16 protein-coding genes and 1 pseudogene are annotated in these 20,350 nt (G+C 37.5%); 11 read left to right on the top strand and 6 right to left on the bottom strand.

What is annotated here, in order from left to right; translation table 11 throughout:
* Positions 1-213 precede the first annotated feature (213 nt).
* The 4 genes from AAEY62_RS16710 (at position 214) to ccoG (ending at position 5,181) form a co-directional block, all read left to right on the top strand.
* Positions 214-768, top strand: coding sequence for a YceB family lipoprotein (locus tag AAEY62_RS16710; protein WP_002960677.1), 555 nt, complete (start codon positions 214-216; stop codon positions 766-768).
* A gap of 68 nt (positions 769-836) precedes the next feature.
* Positions 837-2,141: an ABC1 kinase family protein gene (locus AAEY62_RS16705; RefSeq protein ID WP_350635435.1), complete on the top strand. Its 1,305-nt coding sequence runs from the start codon at positions 837-839 to the stop codon at positions 2,139-2,141.
* A 93-nt stretch (positions 2,142-2,234) separates the two neighbouring features.
* Positions 2,235-3,653, top strand: coding sequence for a sigma-54 interaction domain-containing protein (locus AAEY62_RS16700; protein ID WP_350635433.1), 1,419 nt, complete (start codon positions 2,235-2,237; stop codon positions 3,651-3,653).
* Between the two features lie 145 nt (positions 3,654-3,798).
* Entirely contained in the window at positions 3,799-5,181 is a 1,383-nt protein-coding gene (gene ccoG / locus AAEY62_RS16695) for a cytochrome c oxidase accessory protein CcoG (protein ID WP_350635431.1), read from the top strand.
* A 25-nt stretch (positions 5,182-5,206) separates the two neighbouring features.
* Here the strand turns inward: ccoG and AAEY62_RS16690 are convergent, their stop codons facing one another.
* From AAEY62_RS16690 to AAEY62_RS16680, 3 genes are all read right to left on the bottom strand, one after another.
* Complete coding sequence (locus AAEY62_RS16690; protein ID WP_350635429.1) at positions 5,207-5,626, bottom strand: hypothetical protein; 420 nt, start codon at positions 5,624-5,626, stop codon at positions 5,207-5,209.
* A 145-nt stretch (positions 5,627-5,771) separates the two neighbouring features.
* A complete protein-coding gene (locus AAEY62_RS16685) occupies positions 5,772-6,695 on the bottom strand; it encodes a M14 family metallopeptidase (RefSeq protein WP_350635427.1) in 924 nt (307 codons plus the stop codon).
* 114 nt (positions 6,696-6,809) lie between these two features.
* Entirely contained in the window at positions 6,810-7,547 is a 738-nt protein-coding gene (locus tag AAEY62_RS16680) for a hypothetical protein (RefSeq protein ID WP_350635425.1), read from the bottom strand.
* Positions 7,548-7,829: 282 nt separating this feature from the next.
* Between AAEY62_RS16680 and AAEY62_RS16675 the strand changes: the two genes are divergently transcribed.
* Together AAEY62_RS16675 and AAEY62_RS16670 are read left to right on the top strand one after the other, a co-directional pair.
* Positions 7,830-10,679, top strand: a complete 2,850-nt coding sequence (locus AAEY62_RS16675) for a UvrD-helicase domain-containing protein (RefSeq protein ID WP_350635423.1) — start codon at positions 7,830-7,832, stop codon at positions 10,677-10,679.
* 126 nt (positions 10,680-10,805) lie between these two features.
* A complete protein-coding gene (locus tag AAEY62_RS16670) occupies positions 10,806-13,076 on the top strand; it encodes a putative bifunctional diguanylate cyclase/phosphodiesterase (protein ID WP_350635421.1) in 2,271 nt (756 codons plus the stop codon).
* A 77-nt stretch (positions 13,077-13,153) separates the two neighbouring features.
* Here the strand turns inward: AAEY62_RS16670 and AAEY62_RS16665 are convergent, their stop codons facing one another.
* From AAEY62_RS16665 to AAEY62_RS16655, 3 genes are all read right to left on the bottom strand, one after another.
* Positions 13,154-13,552 (bottom strand): hypothetical protein, encoded by a 399-nt coding sequence (locus AAEY62_RS16665; protein ID WP_024609342.1) that lies wholly within the window; start codon positions 13,550-13,552, stop codon positions 13,154-13,156.
* Position 13,553: 1 nt separating this feature from the next.
* Positions 13,554-14,468: a zinc dependent phospholipase C family protein gene (locus tag AAEY62_RS16660; RefSeq protein ID WP_350635419.1), complete on the bottom strand. Its 915-nt coding sequence runs from the start codon at positions 14,466-14,468 to the stop codon at positions 13,554-13,556.
* A gap of 96 nt (positions 14,469-14,564) precedes the next feature.
* Entirely contained in the window at positions 14,565-15,152 is a 588-nt protein-coding gene (locus AAEY62_RS16655; protein WP_165722340.1) for a hypothetical protein, read from the bottom strand.
* Positions 15,153-15,414: 262 nt separating this feature from the next.
* Between AAEY62_RS16655 and AAEY62_RS16650 the strand changes: the two genes are divergently transcribed.
* The 5 genes and pseudogenes from AAEY62_RS16650 to AAEY62_RS16630 all read left to right on the top strand — a co-directional run bounded on the left by AAEY62_RS16650 (position 15,415) and on the right by AAEY62_RS16630 (position 20,242).
* Positions 15,415-17,052 carry a cyanophycinase gene (locus AAEY62_RS16650; RefSeq protein WP_350635417.1) on the top strand — a complete coding sequence of 546 codons (1,638 nt, stop codon included), beginning with the start codon at positions 15,415-15,417 and terminating at the stop codon, positions 17,050-17,052.
* 90 nt (positions 17,053-17,142) lie between these two features.
* Positions 17,143-17,391 (top strand): hypothetical protein, encoded by a 249-nt coding sequence (locus AAEY62_RS16645; RefSeq protein ID WP_024590530.1) that lies wholly within the window; start codon positions 17,143-17,145, stop codon positions 17,389-17,391.
* A gap of 348 nt (positions 17,392-17,739) precedes the next feature.
* Positions 17,740-18,126 (top strand): annotated as a pseudogene (locus AAEY62_RS16640) (site-specific integrase); the annotation flags it as partial.
* Between the two features lie 122 nt (positions 18,127-18,248).
* Positions 18,249-19,571 (top strand): AAA family ATPase, encoded by a 1,323-nt coding sequence (locus tag AAEY62_RS16635; protein ID WP_197101683.1) that lies wholly within the window; start codon positions 18,249-18,251, stop codon positions 19,569-19,571.
* Complete coding sequence (locus AAEY62_RS16630; RefSeq protein WP_197101685.1) at positions 19,571-20,242, top strand: RloB family protein; 672 nt, start codon at positions 19,571-19,573, stop codon at positions 20,240-20,242. Before AAEY62_RS16635 ends, AAEY62_RS16630 begins: the two co-directional genes overlap by 1 nt.
* The last annotated feature ends 108 nt before the right edge of the window (positions 20,243-20,350 follow it).

Raw genomic sequence — 20,350 nt, 5'->3', positions numbered from 1 at the left:
GGGACGATTAACTCTTTGTTGCTCGGTTTTGACTTAGCCCGCTAGGTTACAAACCTCACGCCGCGATTAAATCGACCCTAGATTGAACAAATTTCAATCAACAAAGGTCAACACGCCCTAGAACTAGCGTAATATATGCTGGTTACTATTTTAATAAGCCGCTTTAATAGCGGCTTTTTTATGTATCACTAATTTATAAACAAAAGGGTTCTCATGAGAATTTTAGTTATTATTGCAGCGTTATTTTTAACTGCCTGTAATACCACGCAAGGCATATCAGTATATTCATTTACTAACTCTGAGGTTGAGTCTGTACTGGGTAAGCAATTACCAAAGTTAAGTGAAAAAGTAAGCTTAATGGGTTTGCCAGTTCAGTTTGATGTAAACGACTTAAGTGTAAATATTGGGCCTGATAACCGCGATGTTGTTGTTCTTGGTGCCGATTCAAGCGCTGAAATTAATGCATTCGCACTTAAATACCCAGTGCGTTTAAAGCTACAAATTGAAGGTAGCCCATTTTACGACAGTGAGAAAAAAGCGGTGTTCTTACGCAATATTAAATTACTTGATTCGAGTGTTGATGCCGGTGGTTTTAAAGGTAATTTAGGTGCACTTGATAGCCAAGCAATGGATGTGATTAATGCTTTTTTAGCGGTTAACCCTGTTTATACATTAAATATGGACGACCCTAAAATGATGCTACTCAGTAAACTTCCACTTGATATGAAAGTGGTTGAAGGTGCAATTAAGCTAGTACCTCGTCTGTAAGTAGATCTACCTACTTACAATATACGTATTAATTAGCCTGACTTTCAGGCTAATTAGGTTTTAATATTATGGCGGCTCCTCGTACTGTTCCCACTTCTCGGCTTTCTCGCTTTGCAAAATTAGGCTCACTCGCCACAGGTGTTGCTACCAATATGTTAGTTGATGGCGCTAAGAGCGCGCTAACCGGTAAAGGTTGGGACAATAAAAGCTTACTACTACAACCTAAAAACATTGAAAAACTAGCCACACAGCTATCTCATTTACGTGGCGCTGCAATGAAGCTCGGGCAATTACTTTCAATGGATGCCGGTGATTTACTTAGTCCTGAATTGGCTCAGTTACTTGCTTTACTGCGCTCAGACGCGAATCCAATGCCTCATAAGCAGCTTGTTGAAGTGTTAAAAGAGCAATGGGGGGATGAGTGGCTAGCGCGTTTTTCTCATATTGAGTTAAGGCCTTTTGCAGCGGCTTCTATAGGGCAAGTTCATTTAGCTTATAAAGAAAATGGCGATCAGCTTGCTGTTAAAATTCAATACCCTGGTATTGCAAAAAGTGTAGTAAGTGATGTCGATAACGTTATTTCTTTATTAACGATTTCTCGATTATTGCCAAAAGATCTTAATATTAAACCACTTATTGGTGAGGCTAAGGCGCAGTTATTAGCCGAGGCTGATTATAAGCGGGAAGCTCAGTACTTAATACGTTATAAAAATGCACTAGCAAGCAATACCCACTTTAAAGTGCCTAGCGTATATCCAGAGCACAGCACACAACAAGTACTTACTATGGAATATATAAAAGCAGAGCCCATTGAGAGCATTACAGAGCTACCTGATAGTCAAAAAAGCTTTGTTGCAGAGCAACTTATTGATTTGTTTTTTAAAGAAATGTTTGAATTTAAATTAATTCAAACCGACCCTAACTTTGCCAACTTTCATTATCAGCTTGATACACAAAAAATTGTTTTATTTGATTTTGGTGCAACGCGAGAAATATCAACCGAGCTTAGCCGCGCTTATTTAGCTTTATTTAAAGCGGGTAGTGAAAACAACAGAGAAGGTGTACTTAGAGCGGCTTCACACATTGGTTATTTTAAAAATGACTTAGTTGATGAGTATAAAAACAACGTCATTGATTTATTCTTAATGGCGTGCGAGCCACTGAGAGCAGAAGGGAAATTTGATTTTAAAAATAGCGAACTAGCGCTCAAAATTAAAAATGCAGGGCTTGCTCTTAGTGGGCAATCTCAGCAATGGCATACACCGCCCGTTGATGCGCTATTTATTCACCGAAAACTTGCAGGACTTTACTTAATAGCCGCAAGGCTAGGTGCAAAAATAGATGTAAAAACGCTATTTCAGCACTATTTATAGCGTTTTAATGAGCACGTGAGTGCATTTTAAGTAATGAGTGCACTTAATGTATAAAGTTGCCATAATGCTCGCGATATTTCGCGAGGTACATTTATGATAAAACAATTTTTAAACGATCCTAAATTATTGCTAAACGCAGTAGGTGAGGGCATATACGGTTTTGACCTGTCGGGTAATGCGGTGTTTGTTAATCCTGCAGCTGAACGTATGACGGGTTGGTGTGCTGATGAACTATTAGGTAAAAAAATACATCAATATCATCACCATACTCATGCTGATGGCACACCTTATCCCGCTGATGAATGCCAAATATATTGCACCATGTTTGACGGAAAACGTCGTGAAGTTAAAAATGAAGTTTTTTGGCGTAAAGACGGTAGCTCATTTGCAGTGGAATACACCTCAACACCTGTTTATCAAAATGATGAGTTAATTGGTGCTGTAGCGGTATTTCGCGACATATCACTGCAACAGCAAACACAAAATGCACTGCAAGAGGCACTTGAGCAAGTAAAGCATTTAAGTGAGCAGCTAAAAGATGAAAACAACTACTTAATTGCAGAACTTAACGAAGATTGGCAAGACTCAGGGCTAGTTGGACAAAGCCATGTATTTCAAACCATGTTAGATCAAATAAAACTGGTAAGTGAAACCGACAGCACAGTGCTTATACTTGGCGAAAATGGCACGGGTAAAGAATTAGTTGCTCGTAATTTGTATCGACTAAGCAAGCGTAGCGAACAAGCCTTTATAAAAGTAAATTGCGCCGCATTTACCCCAAGTTTGCTAGAGTCGGAACTTTTTGGACATGAAAAAGGCGCGTTTACAGGTGCAAATGAACGCCGTAAAGGGCGTTTTGAACTTGCTGATAAAGGCACCTTGTTTTTAGATGAAATAGCAGAGCTTCCACTTGAGGCGCAAAGTAAATTACTGAGAGTCCTGCAAGAACAAGAGTTTGAACGTGTGGGTGGCAGCAATACGCTAAAAGTAAATATTAGAGTGATTGCAGCGACTAACCGCGACCTGTGGGAAATGGTACAAAAAGGCACGTTTAGAATTGATTTGTATTATCGGCTTAATGTATTTCCTATAAAAGTACCCGCCCTTAAAGATCGAAAAGAGGATATTCCTTATTTATGCGCTAATTTAATTGCGCAGATAAATAAACGACTGGGTAAACACTTAAAAGGGCTAAGTAAAAAAGCAATTACGCAGCTGCAAGCCTACAATTGGCCAGGCAATATTAGAGAGCTGCAAAATGTACTTGAACGCGAAGCTATTTTATCTAATCAGGTTGTACTACAGCTAAGTCAGCCTTTGCAAGCGGGTGGTGAAGTAGTTATTAACCCTTCACTTACGCTTGATGAAGCGCAAAAGCAGCATATAACCTCTGTTCTTGTGTTATCGCACTGGCAAATATCGGGTGATAAAGGGGGAGCAGTTAAATTGGGCTTACCTGAGAGTACACTACGCTCAAAAATGCGAAAGTTAGGGATTGCTAAAAATTCGTGATATATCGCGAAGCGCGTTTAATATCGCGAATTTTATTTTACTGCGTTGAAATAAACTGTTTAGTATCAATGATGTAAATAAAGTTTCAGCTTGGTCTGAAAGTTGCAAATGCTTGCATAATACCCGTCATTATGAAGCAAGTACTATGAAGTTTGATATTAAAGAAGAAGACATGATCATTAAGCCCTATAACACCGAAGGGCCAATTTATATCCGCGAGCAAAAAGGATTTTTTCAGCGCATACGCCGTAATTTAGGTTGGCTGTTAATGCTAACTTTTATAGCAGTACCGTGGATCCAAGATAACGGACAACAAGCTGTGCTGCTAGATGTGGCAACGCAAACCTTTACTATTTTTGGTTTAACACTCCTTCCTCAAGATTTTATGATTTTAGCCCTGCTATTTATGGTGGGGGCTTTTGCATTATTTTTTGTAACTAACTGGCTTGGTCGGGTTTGGTGTGGTTATACGTGCCCGCAAACTATATGGATGCTCATGTTTTCGTGGGTAGAGCAACGCATAGAAGGCACTCGAAATCAGCGAATTAAATTAGATAAATCACAGTGGACGCTAAGCACTTGGCGCAAAAAAATAACTAAGCACAGTGCGTGGATTATTATTTCAGTTTTAACCGCCACCTCGTTTATGGCATATTTTATTCCGGCAAAAAGTTTGTATATGGAAATGCTTACGTTTGAGTGGTCAGGTATAACGAGCTTTTGGGTGTTTTTATTCGCTTTTTGTACTTATGGCAATGCAGGGTTTTTACGCGAAAAAATGTGCACTATTGCTTGCCCGTATTCTCGTTTTCAGGCTGTTATGTTTGATAAAGATACGTTGCTTGTTACATATGATAGCGAGCGTGGTGAAAGCCGAGGACCACGTAAACGCAAAGCTGATCCAAAAGAGCTTAACTTAGGTGACTGTGTAGACTGTAACTTATGTGTAGAGGTATGCCCTGCAGGAATAGACATTCGAAATGGATTGCAATATGAATGTATAAACTGTGGCTTATGTATTGATGCCTGCGACGATACCATGGAGAAATTTGGTTACGAAAAAGGCTTAATTAAATACGCGAGTGAAAAACAAATGGAAGGTAAAAAAACCAATCCATTTAGGTTAAAACTAGTAGGATACGGCGCATTAACGGCTTTGTTAATCATTTCTATGTTTGCATGGATGCTGCAACGTACACCAATAGAAGCCTCAGTACTACGCGATAGGAATGCGCTTTATAGAGTGAACTACGAGGGCCTTGTAGAAAACCCTTATACACTTACTATTATTAATAAAACGCAGCAAGCACTGCATTACAGTATTGCCATAGAGGGTTTACCAGGGGCAACGCTCTCAAGTCCGAGATCTACGCTTGTACAACCGGGTGCGATGAAAAGAGTCCCCGTTACTATAACAGCCGATGGTTACGATATTGAGCGTAAAGTGAGTAAGTTACAATTTATTGTAACAGCGCAAGAAAACGCCAGCATTACAATAACCAAAGATAGTCAGTTTTACAAAAACTAAGATTGATAAAGCAAGGTCAATTATTTTATATCAGTTGGCCTTGCTTACTTTTTAAGTTGTGAGAAATAAACTGTTTAGCGCTATCTAAATCGGTAAATATGCACTCACTAAAATTAACGTTTCTTTTTGCACACTCTAAAATGCGCTTCATTTGATTTATAGCGATAGCTGATGTGAGTACAAACGCGCTACTTAGGCAGTTGTTTGCTTTCATTAAATGGCTAATATCTATCATTTCTTTTTCTGCCTCAGGCGTTGCAGCCAAAACATCAAAAGAATCACTAATATAGGCCCAAGGCTGATTTTTGAGTAACTTTATTTTTTCGCATAGTTCAATTTTAAACGCACGAAGAAGCCCTGAGGAGATGTATCCCGAAAAGTGAGCGATAACAACGTTATTTTCAGTATAGAGGCTTACCTGTCCATATTTGTTTTTAAACCCCAATGTATACTCCTTGAATTTGAGGGAAGGCTAACCTTATACCTTTAAATTCAATAAAACCAGTTCTTTTGGGTTGTTTTTTGTTATCGGATTGTTTCTTGGTTGGGGCGAGTACTTAATTTAATGAGTACCCGCTCTTGAACAGTGGTTAATCTTTTGTAGAGGTTGTAATGTAATTTAGCGCGCTCGTTATAACGGCTACTTGTGCCAAAATACATTCTTCATCGGTGGCAGTTGGGCTATCTGGGTACACTTCGGTAGTGGTTACATAGGGTGCATCAGTAAAGCCCATACATAAACCTAAATCGCGTGCTGCATAGTTAATCACGCCAAATTGCTCTTGAGGTACGCCTATTAGCTGGTTATTTTCATCGCTCGGTGCAATATGAGTTACCTTTGCAACGCTTTCTATAATGACTTTTTGAAACTCCGGCTCAGGCTTTTTGGTATCTGCAACTAAATAAAACCCGTCAGGTATGTTCCAGTTAGTATTTGTAGTGCCTTCACGCGCAGCGAGTGCGGGTCTAAATTCACTGTTATCACTATCTGTTGTTTCGTGTAAATCAATATGAGCGATTAAGTCAGTACCTAATGATTTTACAAACGCCATAATAGCGGCTGATTCTTGAGCTGGGCTTCCCTCGTAAAATGAGCGATTAGGATCAATAGCATCTGGGTTCCAGCGGTTTATAGTCTCATATCCCCAAGGGCTAATGCAGGGTGCAACAATAATATTAAACTGTTCGCAATATTGCATAGCCGATGTCTTAGCAAACCTAAGTGCGCCATGTACGCCACTGGTTTCGTAGCCATGTACACCACCGGTGATTAAAACAGTTGGTTTATTAGCATTAAAGTTAGGCGTTTTTAATATATATAATGGGTAAGTGCCAGCGGTGTAATTAAGCTCGCCGTATTGCTCTATATCTAAGGTGCTCTTAAGGTCATTAATTAGCGTTACGACTTCGTTTTGGTAACTGCGTTTAATGTTTTGGCGTGCTAACCACTGGGCTTTATCGTTGTCATTCCATTTTTTGCCAGGTGTGCCAATAGGGTATGTGCTGTTAGTCATAATAAACCTTTATATCAATTGTTATTAGCTTTCCTATAAATAAGGAGGGCAATTACAATTGGTAGAGTTACTTAATAAAGGCGTAGCTTAACGCTGAGTAAATTAGCGTGCAAATTAAAACGTTAAAGTCATATTTTTTATAGCGCGCGATTGCTGGGATTTAATATAGCTTTGGTTTGCGTATTCACCCGAAATACTACCGAATCGATCGCGTTTCACACTAATTGTTAAATCACACGTTTTACCTTGATCTACTTGCGAGCTGCTAAACATATCTAAACTTTGCAGATTTATTTCAAGGCGCGAAGTGTTAAGCGCAAAAAGCGTTGATTGTAAAAGTGTTTCATTATTATTGTTAGTGCAGCTACTGCTAAGTTCTACTTGGCTAGTACTATTAGGATCAGTGCCATCTAGCTGAACTGTAAGGGGACTATTAATATCAAAATTTTGATTGTTACTCGGGGTTAAAATAATAAAATTTAAAGGCAACTCCACGCTCGAATTAGCATTTATGCCATCGTCCCGTTTAAATTTTATATCAAACTGTTGGTTATCGTCAGTGGCATTTATGTATGCTTGGTAATCAACGTCTAAAAAGTCGGTATCTTTTGTAAGTACAATAGCAGTGCTATTAACAACAGCTTGTAATGAGTCGCTATCGCTTAAAACAATGTTAGAGCCATTAACATCGCCTGCATTTAGTTCTGCGTTAACACGCGTGCGGTTACCGTCAGAAACTAGTTCAAAACCTGCCCAAATACCTTGTGTTTTTACTAAATCCGACTCTGTTTCTGACGTGCAAGCGCATAATGCTAAAATTAAAGCCGTTGTGGTAATGCATTTTTTAAGCATGTTAGCTCCTTTAAACCACTTAATTAGGCTGTAAATAATTGTTTAATTGGGGATATACCTAACAATTATATGAAGTGTAAGTTTGTATATGTGCATTGTTACACAACAAGCTATCTATAAATGTTTAAATTTGTTAATGGTTGTAAATAAAATATTAATCACCAGATTTAAAAACTAACTTACCAATGAAATTGTTTACTAAGTAAGCACCGATTTAGCGCTAAATGTATCACAAAAGAGTATGTTACAATTAAGGTAAAGCATATCTTCATATTGAGTATTATGGCGCAGTATATTGCTACTCCAAGTTGGCTAGGCCGTTTTTTTACCCGTATTAAACACGTAACTATTGAACAAGAGCGCCTTGTTGTGCATTTTAGAAGCGCTCCCGCACGGACATTTTTAATTAAAGACTTTTATAATTACTCAATACTTAAAAACCGTTTATTTAGCGCCAGAATTAATTTGTGCGACAGTAGCAATACATCAATTAGCTTTTTAAACAAATCACAAGCGAACGCTTTAAATACGGCCCTTAACACGCGGTTTTCAACCCTGCTTGAGCAAAAGGTAAATAACGCAAAGATTTCGCTTAAGCGCTATGCTTTAGATGAGTTTTTACGTGATAGTTCCATAAAAACACTTAATAATGATGTGTTTTTGCTTACCAAGCAGTACGCTAAAAGTACAAGTGTGTGGCAACAGCACTTATCGCAAAGTAGTATTAAATTTTTAAATATACTGAGCACTACGCCCAATACTCACGATGCAATTGCACAGTTGCGCCATAAATATGAAAAAAAACAACTAACTCTTAAAAATGACTTTTTTAATCAAGTAGAGTCAAATCCATTAACAACAGAGCAGCGCTTAGCGGTAATACGCGATAACGATAAAAATTTAGTATTAGCAGCAGCAGGCACAGGTAAAACATCTGTGATGGTAGCAAAGTCTTTAGATTTAATAGCATGCAATATTGCCAAGCCTGAGCAAATTTTGGTGCTGGCCTATAATAAAACAGCAGCAAATGAGATTAAAGAGCGCTTTATTAAACGCGCCACGCATGCAAAATTGCATACCAAAGCACCCACTATTTTAACGTTTCATGCGCTTGGGCTTAAATTACTACAAAGTGCTAAAAAGCCAATCGAATTATCAAAATTTGCAACTGACCCAGTTCAATTAAATAGTTGGTTAACTGGGTGGGTAAGTAAAAAAATACAAACCGAACCACAGTTTTTAAAAGCATTTTTAGATTTACTCCATGAGCCGATTGATATATTTAGCTTTAAAGATAATGCACAGTACGAGCGGTACGTACGCGATAACGAATACCGTAGCCTTGCGGGTCATAAAGTAAAAAGTTATCAGGAAGTGCTTATTTCAAACTGGCTACATTTGAATTGCGTACCGCACAGTTATGAGGTGAATTATCACTTTAGCCAAGGCGCAGAGCTAAGTGGGCAATACCAACCAGACTTTTATATACCTCAATATGATATTTACCTAGAGCACTTTGGCATTGATAGGCAAGGGAATACACGTGCCGATATAGATAAAAAACATTATAACGAGCAAGTTGCATTTAAGCGCAAACTGCATAAACAAAATGGCACCACCTTACTCGAGACCTTTCATTACAACTGGGTAGAAGGAAAGCTAGAGCAAACCCTCGCAAAGCAATTAAAGAAGCATAATGTTGAATTAACACCTTTAAGTAACGACGAAATATTTCATACTTTAAATAACTCAGGGCAGTTACAGCAAGGCATTGATAAGTACATAAAATGTTTACAAGCTATTCGAGTGGAGCAACTAAGTAATAAGCAAATAGAACAGCGCATTAAGCAAAGTGGTATTAAAAATTACCAGCAATATGCAAACTTGTTAGTGCAAATTCATGATGCTTATATAAATGAACTAAACGCGCAAAGTACCATTGATTTTGACGACATGATTATTCAAGCAACAAAGGCGATAGTAAGCGGAGATTTTAATATTCCATGGAGCCACATTTTAGTTGATGAGTTTCAAGATATATCAAGCGCGCGCATGGCTTTCATAAATGCCATATTAAAACATGGTAACGGAATACGCTTTACTGCTGTTGGTGATGACTGGCAAGCAATTTATCGGTTCTCGGGTGGTAATTTAGCGCTTACTACACGCTTTAATGAATTAGTGGGCAGCCACTCTCTTACTATGCTGCAAAAAACATTTAGATATAACAATAGTATTAGTGATGTAGCAGGGCGTTTTGTAATGCAAAACCCTGAGCAATATAAAAAGCAGATCAGCACACATACACAAGTAACCACACCACAAGTTATTTTATTAGACGATTTATACCAAGGTACTAAATCGATAGAAATGAAAGTACAACAGAGCATAAGCACTATTCAAAAAAATGATGCATCAGCGAGCATTGCCATACTTAGTCGATATAGATACATGTTAAATAGCGTGCAGCAGCATTTAAAAGATAAAAAGCATACAAACCCTCTTTATTTTTGGACATTGCATAGCGCTAAGGGGCTTGAAGCCGATTACTGTATTATTATTGGTTTTGAACAAGGTAAATTAGGGTTTCCTAGCGATAATCAAAATAACTTGCTGGTGGAGTCGTTATTACCAGAGCAAGATGAATTCACTCACTCAGAAGAAAGGCGTTTGCTTTATGTAGGTATTACGCGCGCAAAACATAAAGCGTATCTAATTGCAGACCCTTATGCATGCTCAGCGTTTGTAAAAGAACTAGTAAATGACGATTATCCTATTCAAATCGGCTCCACGTTGTTTAACAAGTCGCAACTAAAGCAAAGAGAGTGTAATACGTGCAGCGACGGATTAATTGTGCCAAAAACGGGTCAGTATGGTGATTATTATAGCTGTACTAATACGCAGATTTGCGAAACTAAACTACGAGTGTGTAAAAGCTGTAGTAGCCCATCAGTTGATAAAAGCACGTATTCACAATGTGTGAATACAGAGTGTAAAACGCAGCATCCAATTTGTGAAAAGTGTGGTCGCGAAATGCGTAAACGTAAATCTAAGCACGGTGAATTTTTAGGATGCAGTGGTTTCGCGCTTAAAGAAGATAACTGTAAAAACACTCGAAAAATGAATGTTTAACGGCTAACGAGCAGGTTTACACCTGTCTATTTTATAGAACAATGTAAATAGAAATTATATTCATTAGATTGATTTTAACAAGTTATCAATGTCTAATAGAAGAATGAGCTTTAACTGTTGTTTATTATGCATTTTTTCAATAGGTTCTTTTTATTAAATGATCACTATTCAGCCCCTGATCAGGTTGCTAATTGGCGAGTAAGTGCACTGCGCATTATTCTATCATTAGTAATGGTGTTATGTTTTGCTGTGGTGTGCCACACGTACGCAAGCGCTATTGAGTTTAACTTAATTTATATTGTTGTATTAACAAGCAGTTTTTTTGCGACTGTATGCGGTTTGCTTATAGCAAGTAAGCGTTTTTATCACTTCAGCGCTCATGTACTTTTAATCGCTATTGTAGCTGCTAGCGTGTCAATGAACTTATTTTTAACAGACCTAGAGCTTGCTAAAGTGGGCTCTATGTATATGTATTCCTGCCCAATAATCGCACTTATGCTCCTTGGTTATAGAACAGCCTTTGCTTATGGCGTATTAAATATTGTACCGTTTTATATGATCATCAATAACGTTGATGTCTCGGGTTTAACCGGCATAGCTCAACAACTTCCCGACGCTGACTTATACATTACAGGGCTTATATTTTTATTTTTTAACATTTGTATTCCCCTTGCTGTGGCGCGCACAATTGTGGCTGCTAAGCGTTTAAACAAAACAATGATAAGCGCTAATACACACCTTAAAGATAAAAATGAGCTTTATCGAAGCCTGTTCACCGAATCAAATAAAGCCAAAGTTATTGTTGACGAAAACCTTGTCATTACTGATTTTAATCAACATGCTATTGATATGTTTGGTATAAAAAAAGAATTAAAAGAAGGAAGTGTTAATCTTTCTCATTTATTTCCGGCCTTAGTTTTTGACGACTCTAATGCTCAAAATAAAATTGTGAAGTACAAAAAAAGTTATTTTAAAGCCAGTTATCAGCAAATAACAATGAGTACAAACTACCGTGTATATGACTTTTACGATTGCACGCAAGAGCAGCTCATTAAACAAAATTTATCGATGATGGAACAAGAAAATAAACGTTTACGCTTTAGAGACTCGCAAACAAAACTACCTAATAGAGAATGGTTTGAGCTGCAATGCGACAGATTAACAAGCAAATACCAAAAAGGTTTTTATATCGTTGTTGCGCAAAGTGCAAATAGTGAATACTTAAATTTAAAGCTCACTAAAGCCGACTCTCAAGCATTACTTATTAACGCGTACAAGCGTTTAAAAGCGATGCCAGATGGGCCGCTGTTGTGTGCTCATATAGGAGTAGGAAAGCTTGCTTTTATAATTGGCGCAAACTCGCAAAACGAGCTAGAAGATAAGCTATTGATGCAAATAAAAAATACATTAGATAAAACATATAATGTATTTGGCACTAAGTGTCAGCAATCATTTTTATTTGGTTTTGCAAAGTATCCTGATCATGGAAAAAACAGCGCAACAGTACTTAGCAATGCATGCGAAGCACTTAAACTAGCAAATTGTAATATGCCCCTTAGTGGTTATAACGAAAAACAATCACAAGCTTTTATTGAAAAATACGAAATTTCAATGTTATTAGATGAAGCGCTTCAGCAGGGCGATTTGTCGGTGCACTATCAACCTAAAGTAGATGCAACGGGTCAATGTATAGGGCTTGAAGCCTTAGCGCGTTGGAACAGTCCAATACTGGGTAATGTGTCGCCAGTGGTATTTATTCCTATTGCCGAAGAATACAGAATGGTTAGTCGGCTAACCGACCTGATTATTCAAAAGGTGTGCGCTCAAATTGCCGATTGGACCAAGGCGGGTTTACCGAGTGTGCCGGTGGCAATAAATATATCTCTAATTGATTTTAGCCAAACCGATTTTATGTCAAAACTGGTTAAATACCTTGCCGACTTTAACGTAAAGCCACCTCAAATAGAGTTAGAACTGACTGAAACCTCTCTTGAGGCAAACCAAACGCATTCGCTAAAGCTTATGCAAACGCTGCAATCGTGGGGTTTTACTATTTCGGTCGATGATTTTGGGGTGGGTTATTCTAATATTGCACGCCTTGCCGATTACCCTATTAACAAGCTCAAGTTAGATCGCTCATTAATAAGCCAAGTAACGAGCTCTACGCGTCAAAAAAGTTTAGTTAAAGCGGTGCACGTTATGTGTGAAGAGCTTGATATTAAGTGTGTAGCCGAAGGAGTAGAAACCCAAGAGCAAGTAGCAATAATGACGCAAATGGGGTGTAAAGAATTTCAGGGCTTTTACTTTGCTAAACCAATGCCAGCCGAAAATTTTGCACAGCATGTTAGTCGCCATGGCTTAGTATTTAACCCTAAAGAGATGACAGCTCAACTTTAAATGTATTTAGTGGGCACTATATAGAACATATACACCTAAGGTATGTATGTTCTATAAAACTAGCTGGGTTTTATTACCTAATTACAGAGCTGTTGGGCGTTTATGGTTATTTCGCACTGATGAATAGCCTCAGCTCCCCAATGCTGTATATCTGATTGAGCAGTACAGCCTGCATCTTCAATTAAAGCAGTATTGGCATCACATAAGAGTAGCACTGCGTTATCATCTTGTATGTTCACGATAAGCGTGTATTCCCCAAAGGGTGCAAGTTTGCTTAAATCGTTATTAACAGCAGCTTTTAATAACTCATCAGTTGTTGAATAGGGTGTTTCACTAAATTTTAATGTGCCATCAACGGCTGTAGCAATATCTTTTAATTGCGAGGCTAAGTCGGCCATCACTTCTGGATTGTTGTTTTTAGGAGTGTAGCAACCGCTAAGTAATACTATGAGGCTTATACAAAGTAAGTGTTTCATTTTATTTGCTCCATACCGTCATCGTGTTGTGTTCATCGTAGCCTGTATCTAGGTTCCAATTTTTAATTGCACTGCAATCAGTACCTAAAAATACGGCATTGGCAATAATAGTTATGTAGTGCTGAATGTTACTAACGGCAAAGTCAAAAATATCGTTGTAATGCATAGGCTCGTGCGGCGTTTTTAGTTGTTCAATAAAAGTGGAGTCAACTTCGTTTGGGCGAGGATAAAACAAACCTAAATCAGCAGCAACATGGCGTGCACAGGCAAATAATCGATAGCTTTCTTCAACATTATTTACTACAAGCTGAAAACCGTTATGCCATGAATTAAAGTTAGGAGCGTGTTGTGCTGCGTAGCTTGGGTGAACCGTTAATAAAGCATGTTGCCAAATTTTTGCAATATCGGTATCAAAATTATCGTCTTTGTTAGTACAAGATCCAATATTTTGTTGCACGCGGTCAGCATAACCTAACTCACCTAAATTTAAACGCTGCCAAATAAATGCATCTTGGTTCATTTCGCAGGTACGGTGCGCCGTTTGATTTTGCTCATACGGGCCTACTTTTAATTCAACAACCGGATGCACTGTTATATCCGCAGCAACATGGGCCATATAACCGCATAACCAAGCAAAACACTTTTCAAATGCTTCACTTTCAAGTGTTTTGCAGTATTCAATCATGGCTTTAAGTAAATCGCCTGTGTGCTCATAGTGCATTAGGTCGGCCCACGCATTTTGGCTAGGCTGCGCTACTGCTAAGTAAGGATAATCGGGGGCTACACAGCCTAGTTCAAGGTATGCTTGGCGTTGGCTCAAAATAAGTTTTGCCTTTTTAGGCATATCCATTTTAGCGAGTGATTTGGTTTGCGTTGCAATATTAACGGCTGTGATGTGCGCAAAAGCACCTGGCATTGTCATATCCTTATGATTTATTAATAGGGGGACAGATTAACATTGAGAGGGGGTTAAATAAAGCCAAGTGAAGTGCTTGTGAGTGTTTAAAAGGGACTAAATTAACTGTTCAATTAGTTGTCCATCTTCGTACAGCTTAGCATATTGGCGTTTATGTTCTTCAAACAGATAGGCGCGTAATTGCTCTTGTCCGCTATGAATCTGAGTGATTTTTGCTGCAATCCCTAGGCTACTTTGCCTAACGGGTTCTACATCTATCGATATACTTTCTTTGTTGGGTAAGGTAAAGCTCATGTGCTGTAATTTTTTTAAGCTCTCTCCACTTTTTAACGGTTTTAAAAATATTCCAGTACTGGAAATCGATTCAATATTAAAACCTTGGCTTTTAATATTTAGCTCACTCCAGCGCCAACTACGTTGAGTGCCCTTTGTATCAATTACTTCTGGTGCGCTCAAAGTGGGGTTAATTACACCTAACTCATCAATTTTTAATTGCAAGGGAAACCAAAGTTGGTAATTAGCAACTTCAGCAAGCAAAGTTAGATTAGCGTGGGTAAAAAGGTGAGCAATACTCGCGGGTATAGAGCTTTTCATTGTAAGCATATGATCGCGAGGGGAACGTTGTTTTGTATTTGGTTTGAATAACTCAGCTAAAAAATTTACCTCTTCATTAGAAAAGTCCATATTTCACCCTAGTTACATAAAACAATGCACCACCGTAATTTAAACAATGAATTTGATCAATAAATGCTCTGTTTAAATTTGTTTAGTTAATATTTACAAGGGCAAGCATGTAAGCTAAACAATTTATTTAAATGAAGCACTTAACGCTATCGCTTTTCAGGGGCTTGAATTATTTAACATTTATAAAAATATATTTAGGCTCAAGTGGCTAGCTGTTAAACTACAACATATTAGTTTTATAATTTATATTAGAGTTTACATTATGATATGTGCATTTTTACGTGATCAACAGCCGAAGTTACTAGGTATGTTAGTGGCATTGTTTGGTGTTGGATATTCAATAAATGCAGTGGCTCAAGAGCAAAACCAAACTTTAATTTTAGTGGGGTCAGAGCTTACTACCTGTACTAGCGCAAAGCTTAACAATTGCCAAAAAGAGACTGCTATTGATGGTAAGTCACATAATTTATATGCTGTTAGCAACGCTCAAATAAAAAATATCACGCAGCACTGGCCTAATAATAACGTTGAGGCAAAAACGGCTGTATTAAAAACACTTAAAACCTTGCTAGGTAAATCGTCAAATAGCGTATCTAAAACAGATTTATTATGGCTATGGCGTGATATAAATAACCAGCAATTAGAAAGCCTGACTCAGCAAGAATACAACTTTGTATTTGATATGCTAGAAGTGCCGCTACTTGATAAAAACGCTGAGCGCTTAAAAGAGCAAGTAAATACCGATTTTAATATTGAGGTCGCGACTAATAGTATTTTACAATTTGTGTCGGGGAGTTTAAAAGTTAATAACGCAAAACCCACCATGCTTGCTATTACGGCATCGAGCCGCGACCCTTATGAGTCGGCAGATGTAGCGCAGAGTCTTTTAGCACAATCAAATATAAACACTCAATGGTTAGCACTAACGCCAGCACTTGCTAAAGCGATTACGAGTAACTCGTGCGATGAATTACCCGCTCTCAGAAATACATTAATGAATGTGTATAACCGGGAAGCAATTTATCCAGAGTACACAAAGGCCGAATACGCTTTATGCAAAAGTGGCACTAATGCACTTGTATCACTTATTAAAAATAGTACCGGTGTGATGTTTAATAGCGGTAATGCAGCATTAACTCACAAGGTATTATTTGATCAAAACAATAATCCATACCCGTGGACGCAAGCATTGCAAACTCGCCCAGTAATTGTAGGTGAAGGCGCGGGCGCAGCAATCCAAAGTAAAGTGACGGGCATGCTTACAAATACGACAAGCCTTGAGGCACTTCGCAAAAATGAAAATAACACTAATGCTGGTGGACTTGGCAGCTTTAATTTTGGTGTACTAGATACTCAGTTTAGCGAACAAAACCGTACATTTAGGCTCGCAGCGGCGTTAAATAAAAATGAAGTAAAAAAGACTAAAACAGAGATTCAACATGGTTTTGGTATTGACGAAAATACGGCTTTGGTTGTTATTAAATCGCCAGAAGGTAGTTTAATAACCGTAATAGGCAAAAGTGGTGTAGTGCATTTAGCTAACCAAGGTAAAGCACAACCTGAGAGTAAGAGCTATAGCTACTCGTATTGGCCTACAAGCAGTGTAATTGAAATTACCAATAACACGTTTACCTTAAGCGCACGCACAATAGATGAAGCGTTACCCGCTATAAAAATACCTCCACTGCCAGTGCAGCGTTTTGGCTCAATTTTAACAAATTCAAAACTGCGATCACTTACTCAAGCGATGTGCCTAAGCCAAGAGCAAAGTGCGGTAGCTCAACAAGATGAGTTTATAATTAGCCTTACAGCAACGAGTGACACACAGTATCATCGCGTTAATGCAAAAGAGTTTGGTTGTGCGCTAAGCAATTTAGAGTTAGCTATAAAGTCTATTTAGTTACTAACCTGAGCAAAGGGTTTAAGTTTTTGGCTCTTCTCTATAAAATAGCCACCATAATGATCAAGGCCTTACTAAAAGAGTTTTAAAATGAATAATGAAAATGACGTAATTGATACTTTAGCCGAACTAGAAAGCTTTTTAATAGATGTCGAAAACGGTGGTTTTGGACTTAAAGGTGTTGCCGGTGTTGGTATGGCTACTAATAACAAAGATGGCAGCCGTTTTGTTGCTGTGTTTGACGACCAACAAAAGCTACTTTTAGCGCGCGGTATTACAGAAGACGTATTCCAAACAGGGCAAGACATGGTACGTAATGGTGTAGGGCGCAAGCACTAGTATTATTTAGTTAGAAAGCGTCAATTGACGCTTTTATTTATTGGCTATTATAAGTTTAAAGAAATAACCCGCCGCGAAATTTTTAAAAGATACTTGATCCAATAACAGATAGAGGCGCAAAACGTAGTCTATTCTTACGCAAATGTTTAAAGAGGCTATTCAAGCATTTGAACGTCTTCCCCAGTCATGCGTAAGCCAACAAGCCATATACGCATTCTAATGCATAACTAACAGGTTGTCGGCCAATAGAGGTTACAGGCGCACAGTGGCAAGAGTTTAATTTTGATAAAATAATCCGGGCAAGCTCAGCCGAGCACGTAAAGCAAAAAATATGGCGAGAGAACCCATAAAGTACCGATTACTCAAAATATGGTTATTTTGCTTGATGAGTTACGTGCAGCATTTGGCTATCTCAATTCTAAAGATGTGTTTCCTAGTACAACAATAAATAAATCAGGCCCAAGTGAGCAGCCTATTGATAGACATTCATTATCACGATCTATTAGTCGTAAACTAGAGCAATTAGGAGTACCTAAATTTGTACCTCATGATTTACGTAGGACAGTCGCTACTCGTTTAGGTGATGCTGATATTGGAGCTGTTCCGATAGTGGTTGAAAAAATTCTCAACCATCAATTGCAAGGTGTGCAGGGGGGTTATAATATGCAGGAGTATATGGAGAAAAGGCTGATGTTTATAAATAAATGGCAGCTTAAGTTAACAAGCAATCTCTGATTTTTAAGGTACTATATTCGATCTAATTATCTAAACTTTATTGATACAGTAGCGTAAGAGGTATAAACTTGCTGAAATATAGAGAATAAATCTCTAAAAACCAAATACAAGGTCGATTTCTAGTGCTTAAAAAGTTTAAATTAGCGAATTTTTCGTCATTCAATGCTGAGCAAACATTTGATATGACTGCTGGTAGCACCCGTATCTTGAATAACCATGTCGTTGATTTTGGGAATGTTAGAATATTAAAAACGGGTGTAATTTATGGTGCGAATGCTTCTGGAAAATCAAACTTAATTAAAGCCATTGATTTTGCTCGTAAAATCATAGTAAATGGAATTGATAGTGTAGACACTTACAAAAAACATTTTCGTCTAAGTGATTTTAATTCAAAGGAAGAAACAAAATTTGAATTTGAGATTCAACTAGATGGTAAGTTTTACTCATACAGCTTCAGTACTATTTTAACATCTGGACAGATCGTAGAAGAGTGGTTGTATGAAATTGGGTTAAATAGCCCGAGAAAGATTTTTGAAAGAGTGGGCTCAAATATTTCTTTAGGTAAAGCTTTACAATCGGGTGAATTGAAAGGCCGTTTTGAAATTTATGTCGATGATATGAAAAATCAAAAATCTCAACTTTTCTTGTCAGAAATTGCCGATAAAGAGTTACAACTATCTGAAGTAAAAGAATTAAATTTAGTTTTTGATTGGTTCTCGGATAAGTTAGATATTTTCTATCCAGACGATAAGTATTGCGGCTTTAAAACAGTTACAAATGGTCTAATAAAAGATCTAACTAATTACCTAAGTAAATTCGATACGGGTGTTACAGAAATTTGCACAGTTGAAGAGGATTTTGAGGAAGCACTTAAGAATTACCCTGATAGTCTTAAGGCTAGAATTATTAAAGACTCTAGCAATGATGATGCTTTCGAGGCAGCAATACACGGAGATAGTGAATTATTAACATTGTACAAAAATACCGATGACGAAATTAAGGTAAAAAAATTGGCTTTCATTCATGGTGGAAAGCATAAAGAGGCATTCGAACTAAAAGAAGAATCAGATGGTACAAGAAGGTTATTAGATTTTATCCCTCTATTAAGTAAGTTTTCTGAAAACCATACGATTTTAGTTGACGAGTTTGATCGTAGTTTGCACCCAAAGCTAACTAAAGAATTTTTTAGTTTATTTCATGCATTACAGGATTCTAAGTCACAATTAATAGTTTCTACACATGAGTCGACTCTAATGGATCTTGATATATTGAGAAGGGATGAAATATGGTTTGTTGAAAAGGCACGGGATCATAGCTCTAAATTGTTTTCTCTTAATTCTTTTAAAGAAAGATATGATAAAAAGATAGAAAAAGCTTATTTAGTAGGAAGGTATGGTGCAGTTCCAGTTTTTAAAAACTTTCAGAATATTTCATGGGATGAATAATGCCTTTTAAAGAAAATAGCTTTTCCAGCCCAGAGTATCAGGAACTAGCTTCTGATCCAAAATGTGTAGTAATTATAAGTTGTGAGGGTTGTAAGACAGAGCCAGGATATTTTAATGCTATCAAACGTAAACTTTCTGAAAATTTGAAGAGTTTAGTCGAAATTGAGTTAGTAGAAAAACCTAACGAAGGCAGCGATCCTAGGAATGTACTTCAGAATTTAGAAAACCATATAACAGCAAAATTTGATTTCAAACAAGATATAGATATCTTGTGGCTCGTAATTGATAGAGAGTCAGTTGAATCACGAAGAAATGCGATTCTTGAGATTCTCCCAATTTGTAATGAAAAAGACTATAAAATCGCATTGTCAAATCCAACGTTTGAGTTTTGGTTGTTACTTCATGTTGCTGAAATATTTAACTATGATGCAGAAGTACTACATGCCAATGAAAAGGTTAGCCCAAAAAGAAGATTTTTAGATAAAGAGCTTTCAAATATTTTAGATCAAGGGTTTAATAAATCTAATTTTAATGAGGACATTGTGAGTTTAGAAAATATTCGCCTAGCTCTTAAGCAAGAAAAAAGTTTTTCTAACACACTCCCTGAACTTTTAGATAGTTTAGGTTCAAATATGGGGAATTTAATTTCTGATTTTTTAATAGTAGATTAGTCTGTATTTTAAACACAGTACATGAAGGGATTTCCTCATAAATTACTAGGATAACGGTTATGGCACTTAAGCTTGTACCAAAACCAATTGCTGATTCAATTGGCAAAC

This window comes from Pseudoalteromonas sp. GW168-MNA-CIBAN-0100, assembly GCF_040309225.1.
Taxonomy (GTDB): domain Bacteria; phylum Pseudomonadota; class Gammaproteobacteria; order Enterobacterales; family Alteromonadaceae; genus Pseudoalteromonas; species Pseudoalteromonas arctica.
This window is presented reverse-complemented; position numbering and strand designations above follow the sequence as displayed.

Coding starts and splice junctions, on each gene's coding strand:
- AAEY62_RS16650 (WP_350635417.1), top strand. CDS start 15,415: ATGATATGTGCATTTTTACGTGATCAACAGCCGAAGTTACTAGGTATG.
- AAEY62_RS16670 (WP_350635421.1), top strand. CDS start 10,806: ATGCATTTTTTCAATAGGTTCTTTTTATTAAATGATCACTATTCAGCC.
- ccoG (WP_350635431.1), top strand. CDS start 3,799: ATGAAGTTTGATATTAAAGAAGAAGACATGATCATTAAGCCCTATAAC.
- AAEY62_RS16685 (WP_350635427.1), bottom strand. CDS start 6,695: ATGACTAACAGCACATACCCTATTGGCACACCTGGCAAAAAATGGAAT.
- AAEY62_RS16705 (WP_350635435.1), top strand. CDS start 837: ATGGCGGCTCCTCGTACTGTTCCCACTTCTCGGCTTTCTCGCTTTGCA.
- AAEY62_RS16675 (WP_350635423.1), top strand. CDS start 7,830: ATGGCGCAGTATATTGCTACTCCAAGTTGGCTAGGCCGTTTTTTTACC.
- AAEY62_RS16710 (WP_002960677.1), top strand. CDS start 214: ATGAGAATTTTAGTTATTATTGCAGCGTTATTTTTAACTGCCTGTAAT.
- AAEY62_RS16680 (WP_350635425.1), bottom strand. CDS start 7,547: ATGCTTAAAAAATGCATTACCACAACGGCTTTAATTTTAGCATTATGC.
- AAEY62_RS16645 (WP_024590530.1), top strand. CDS start 17,143: ATGAATAATGAAAATGACGTAATTGATACTTTAGCCGAACTAGAAAGC.
- AAEY62_RS16630 (WP_197101685.1), top strand. CDS start 19,571: ATGCCTTTTAAAGAAAATAGCTTTTCCAGCCCAGAGTATCAGGAACTA.
- AAEY62_RS16700 (WP_350635433.1), top strand. CDS start 2,235: ATGATAAAACAATTTTTAAACGATCCTAAATTATTGCTAAACGCAGTA.
- AAEY62_RS16660 (WP_350635419.1), bottom strand. CDS start 14,468: ATGCCAGGTGCTTTTGCGCACATCACAGCCGTTAATATTGCAACGCAA.
- AAEY62_RS16665 (WP_024609342.1), bottom strand. CDS start 13,552: ATGAAACACTTACTTTGTATAAGCCTCATAGTATTACTTAGCGGTTGC.
- AAEY62_RS16655 (WP_165722340.1), bottom strand. CDS start 15,152: ATGGACTTTTCTAATGAAGAGGTAAATTTTTTAGCTGAGTTATTCAAA.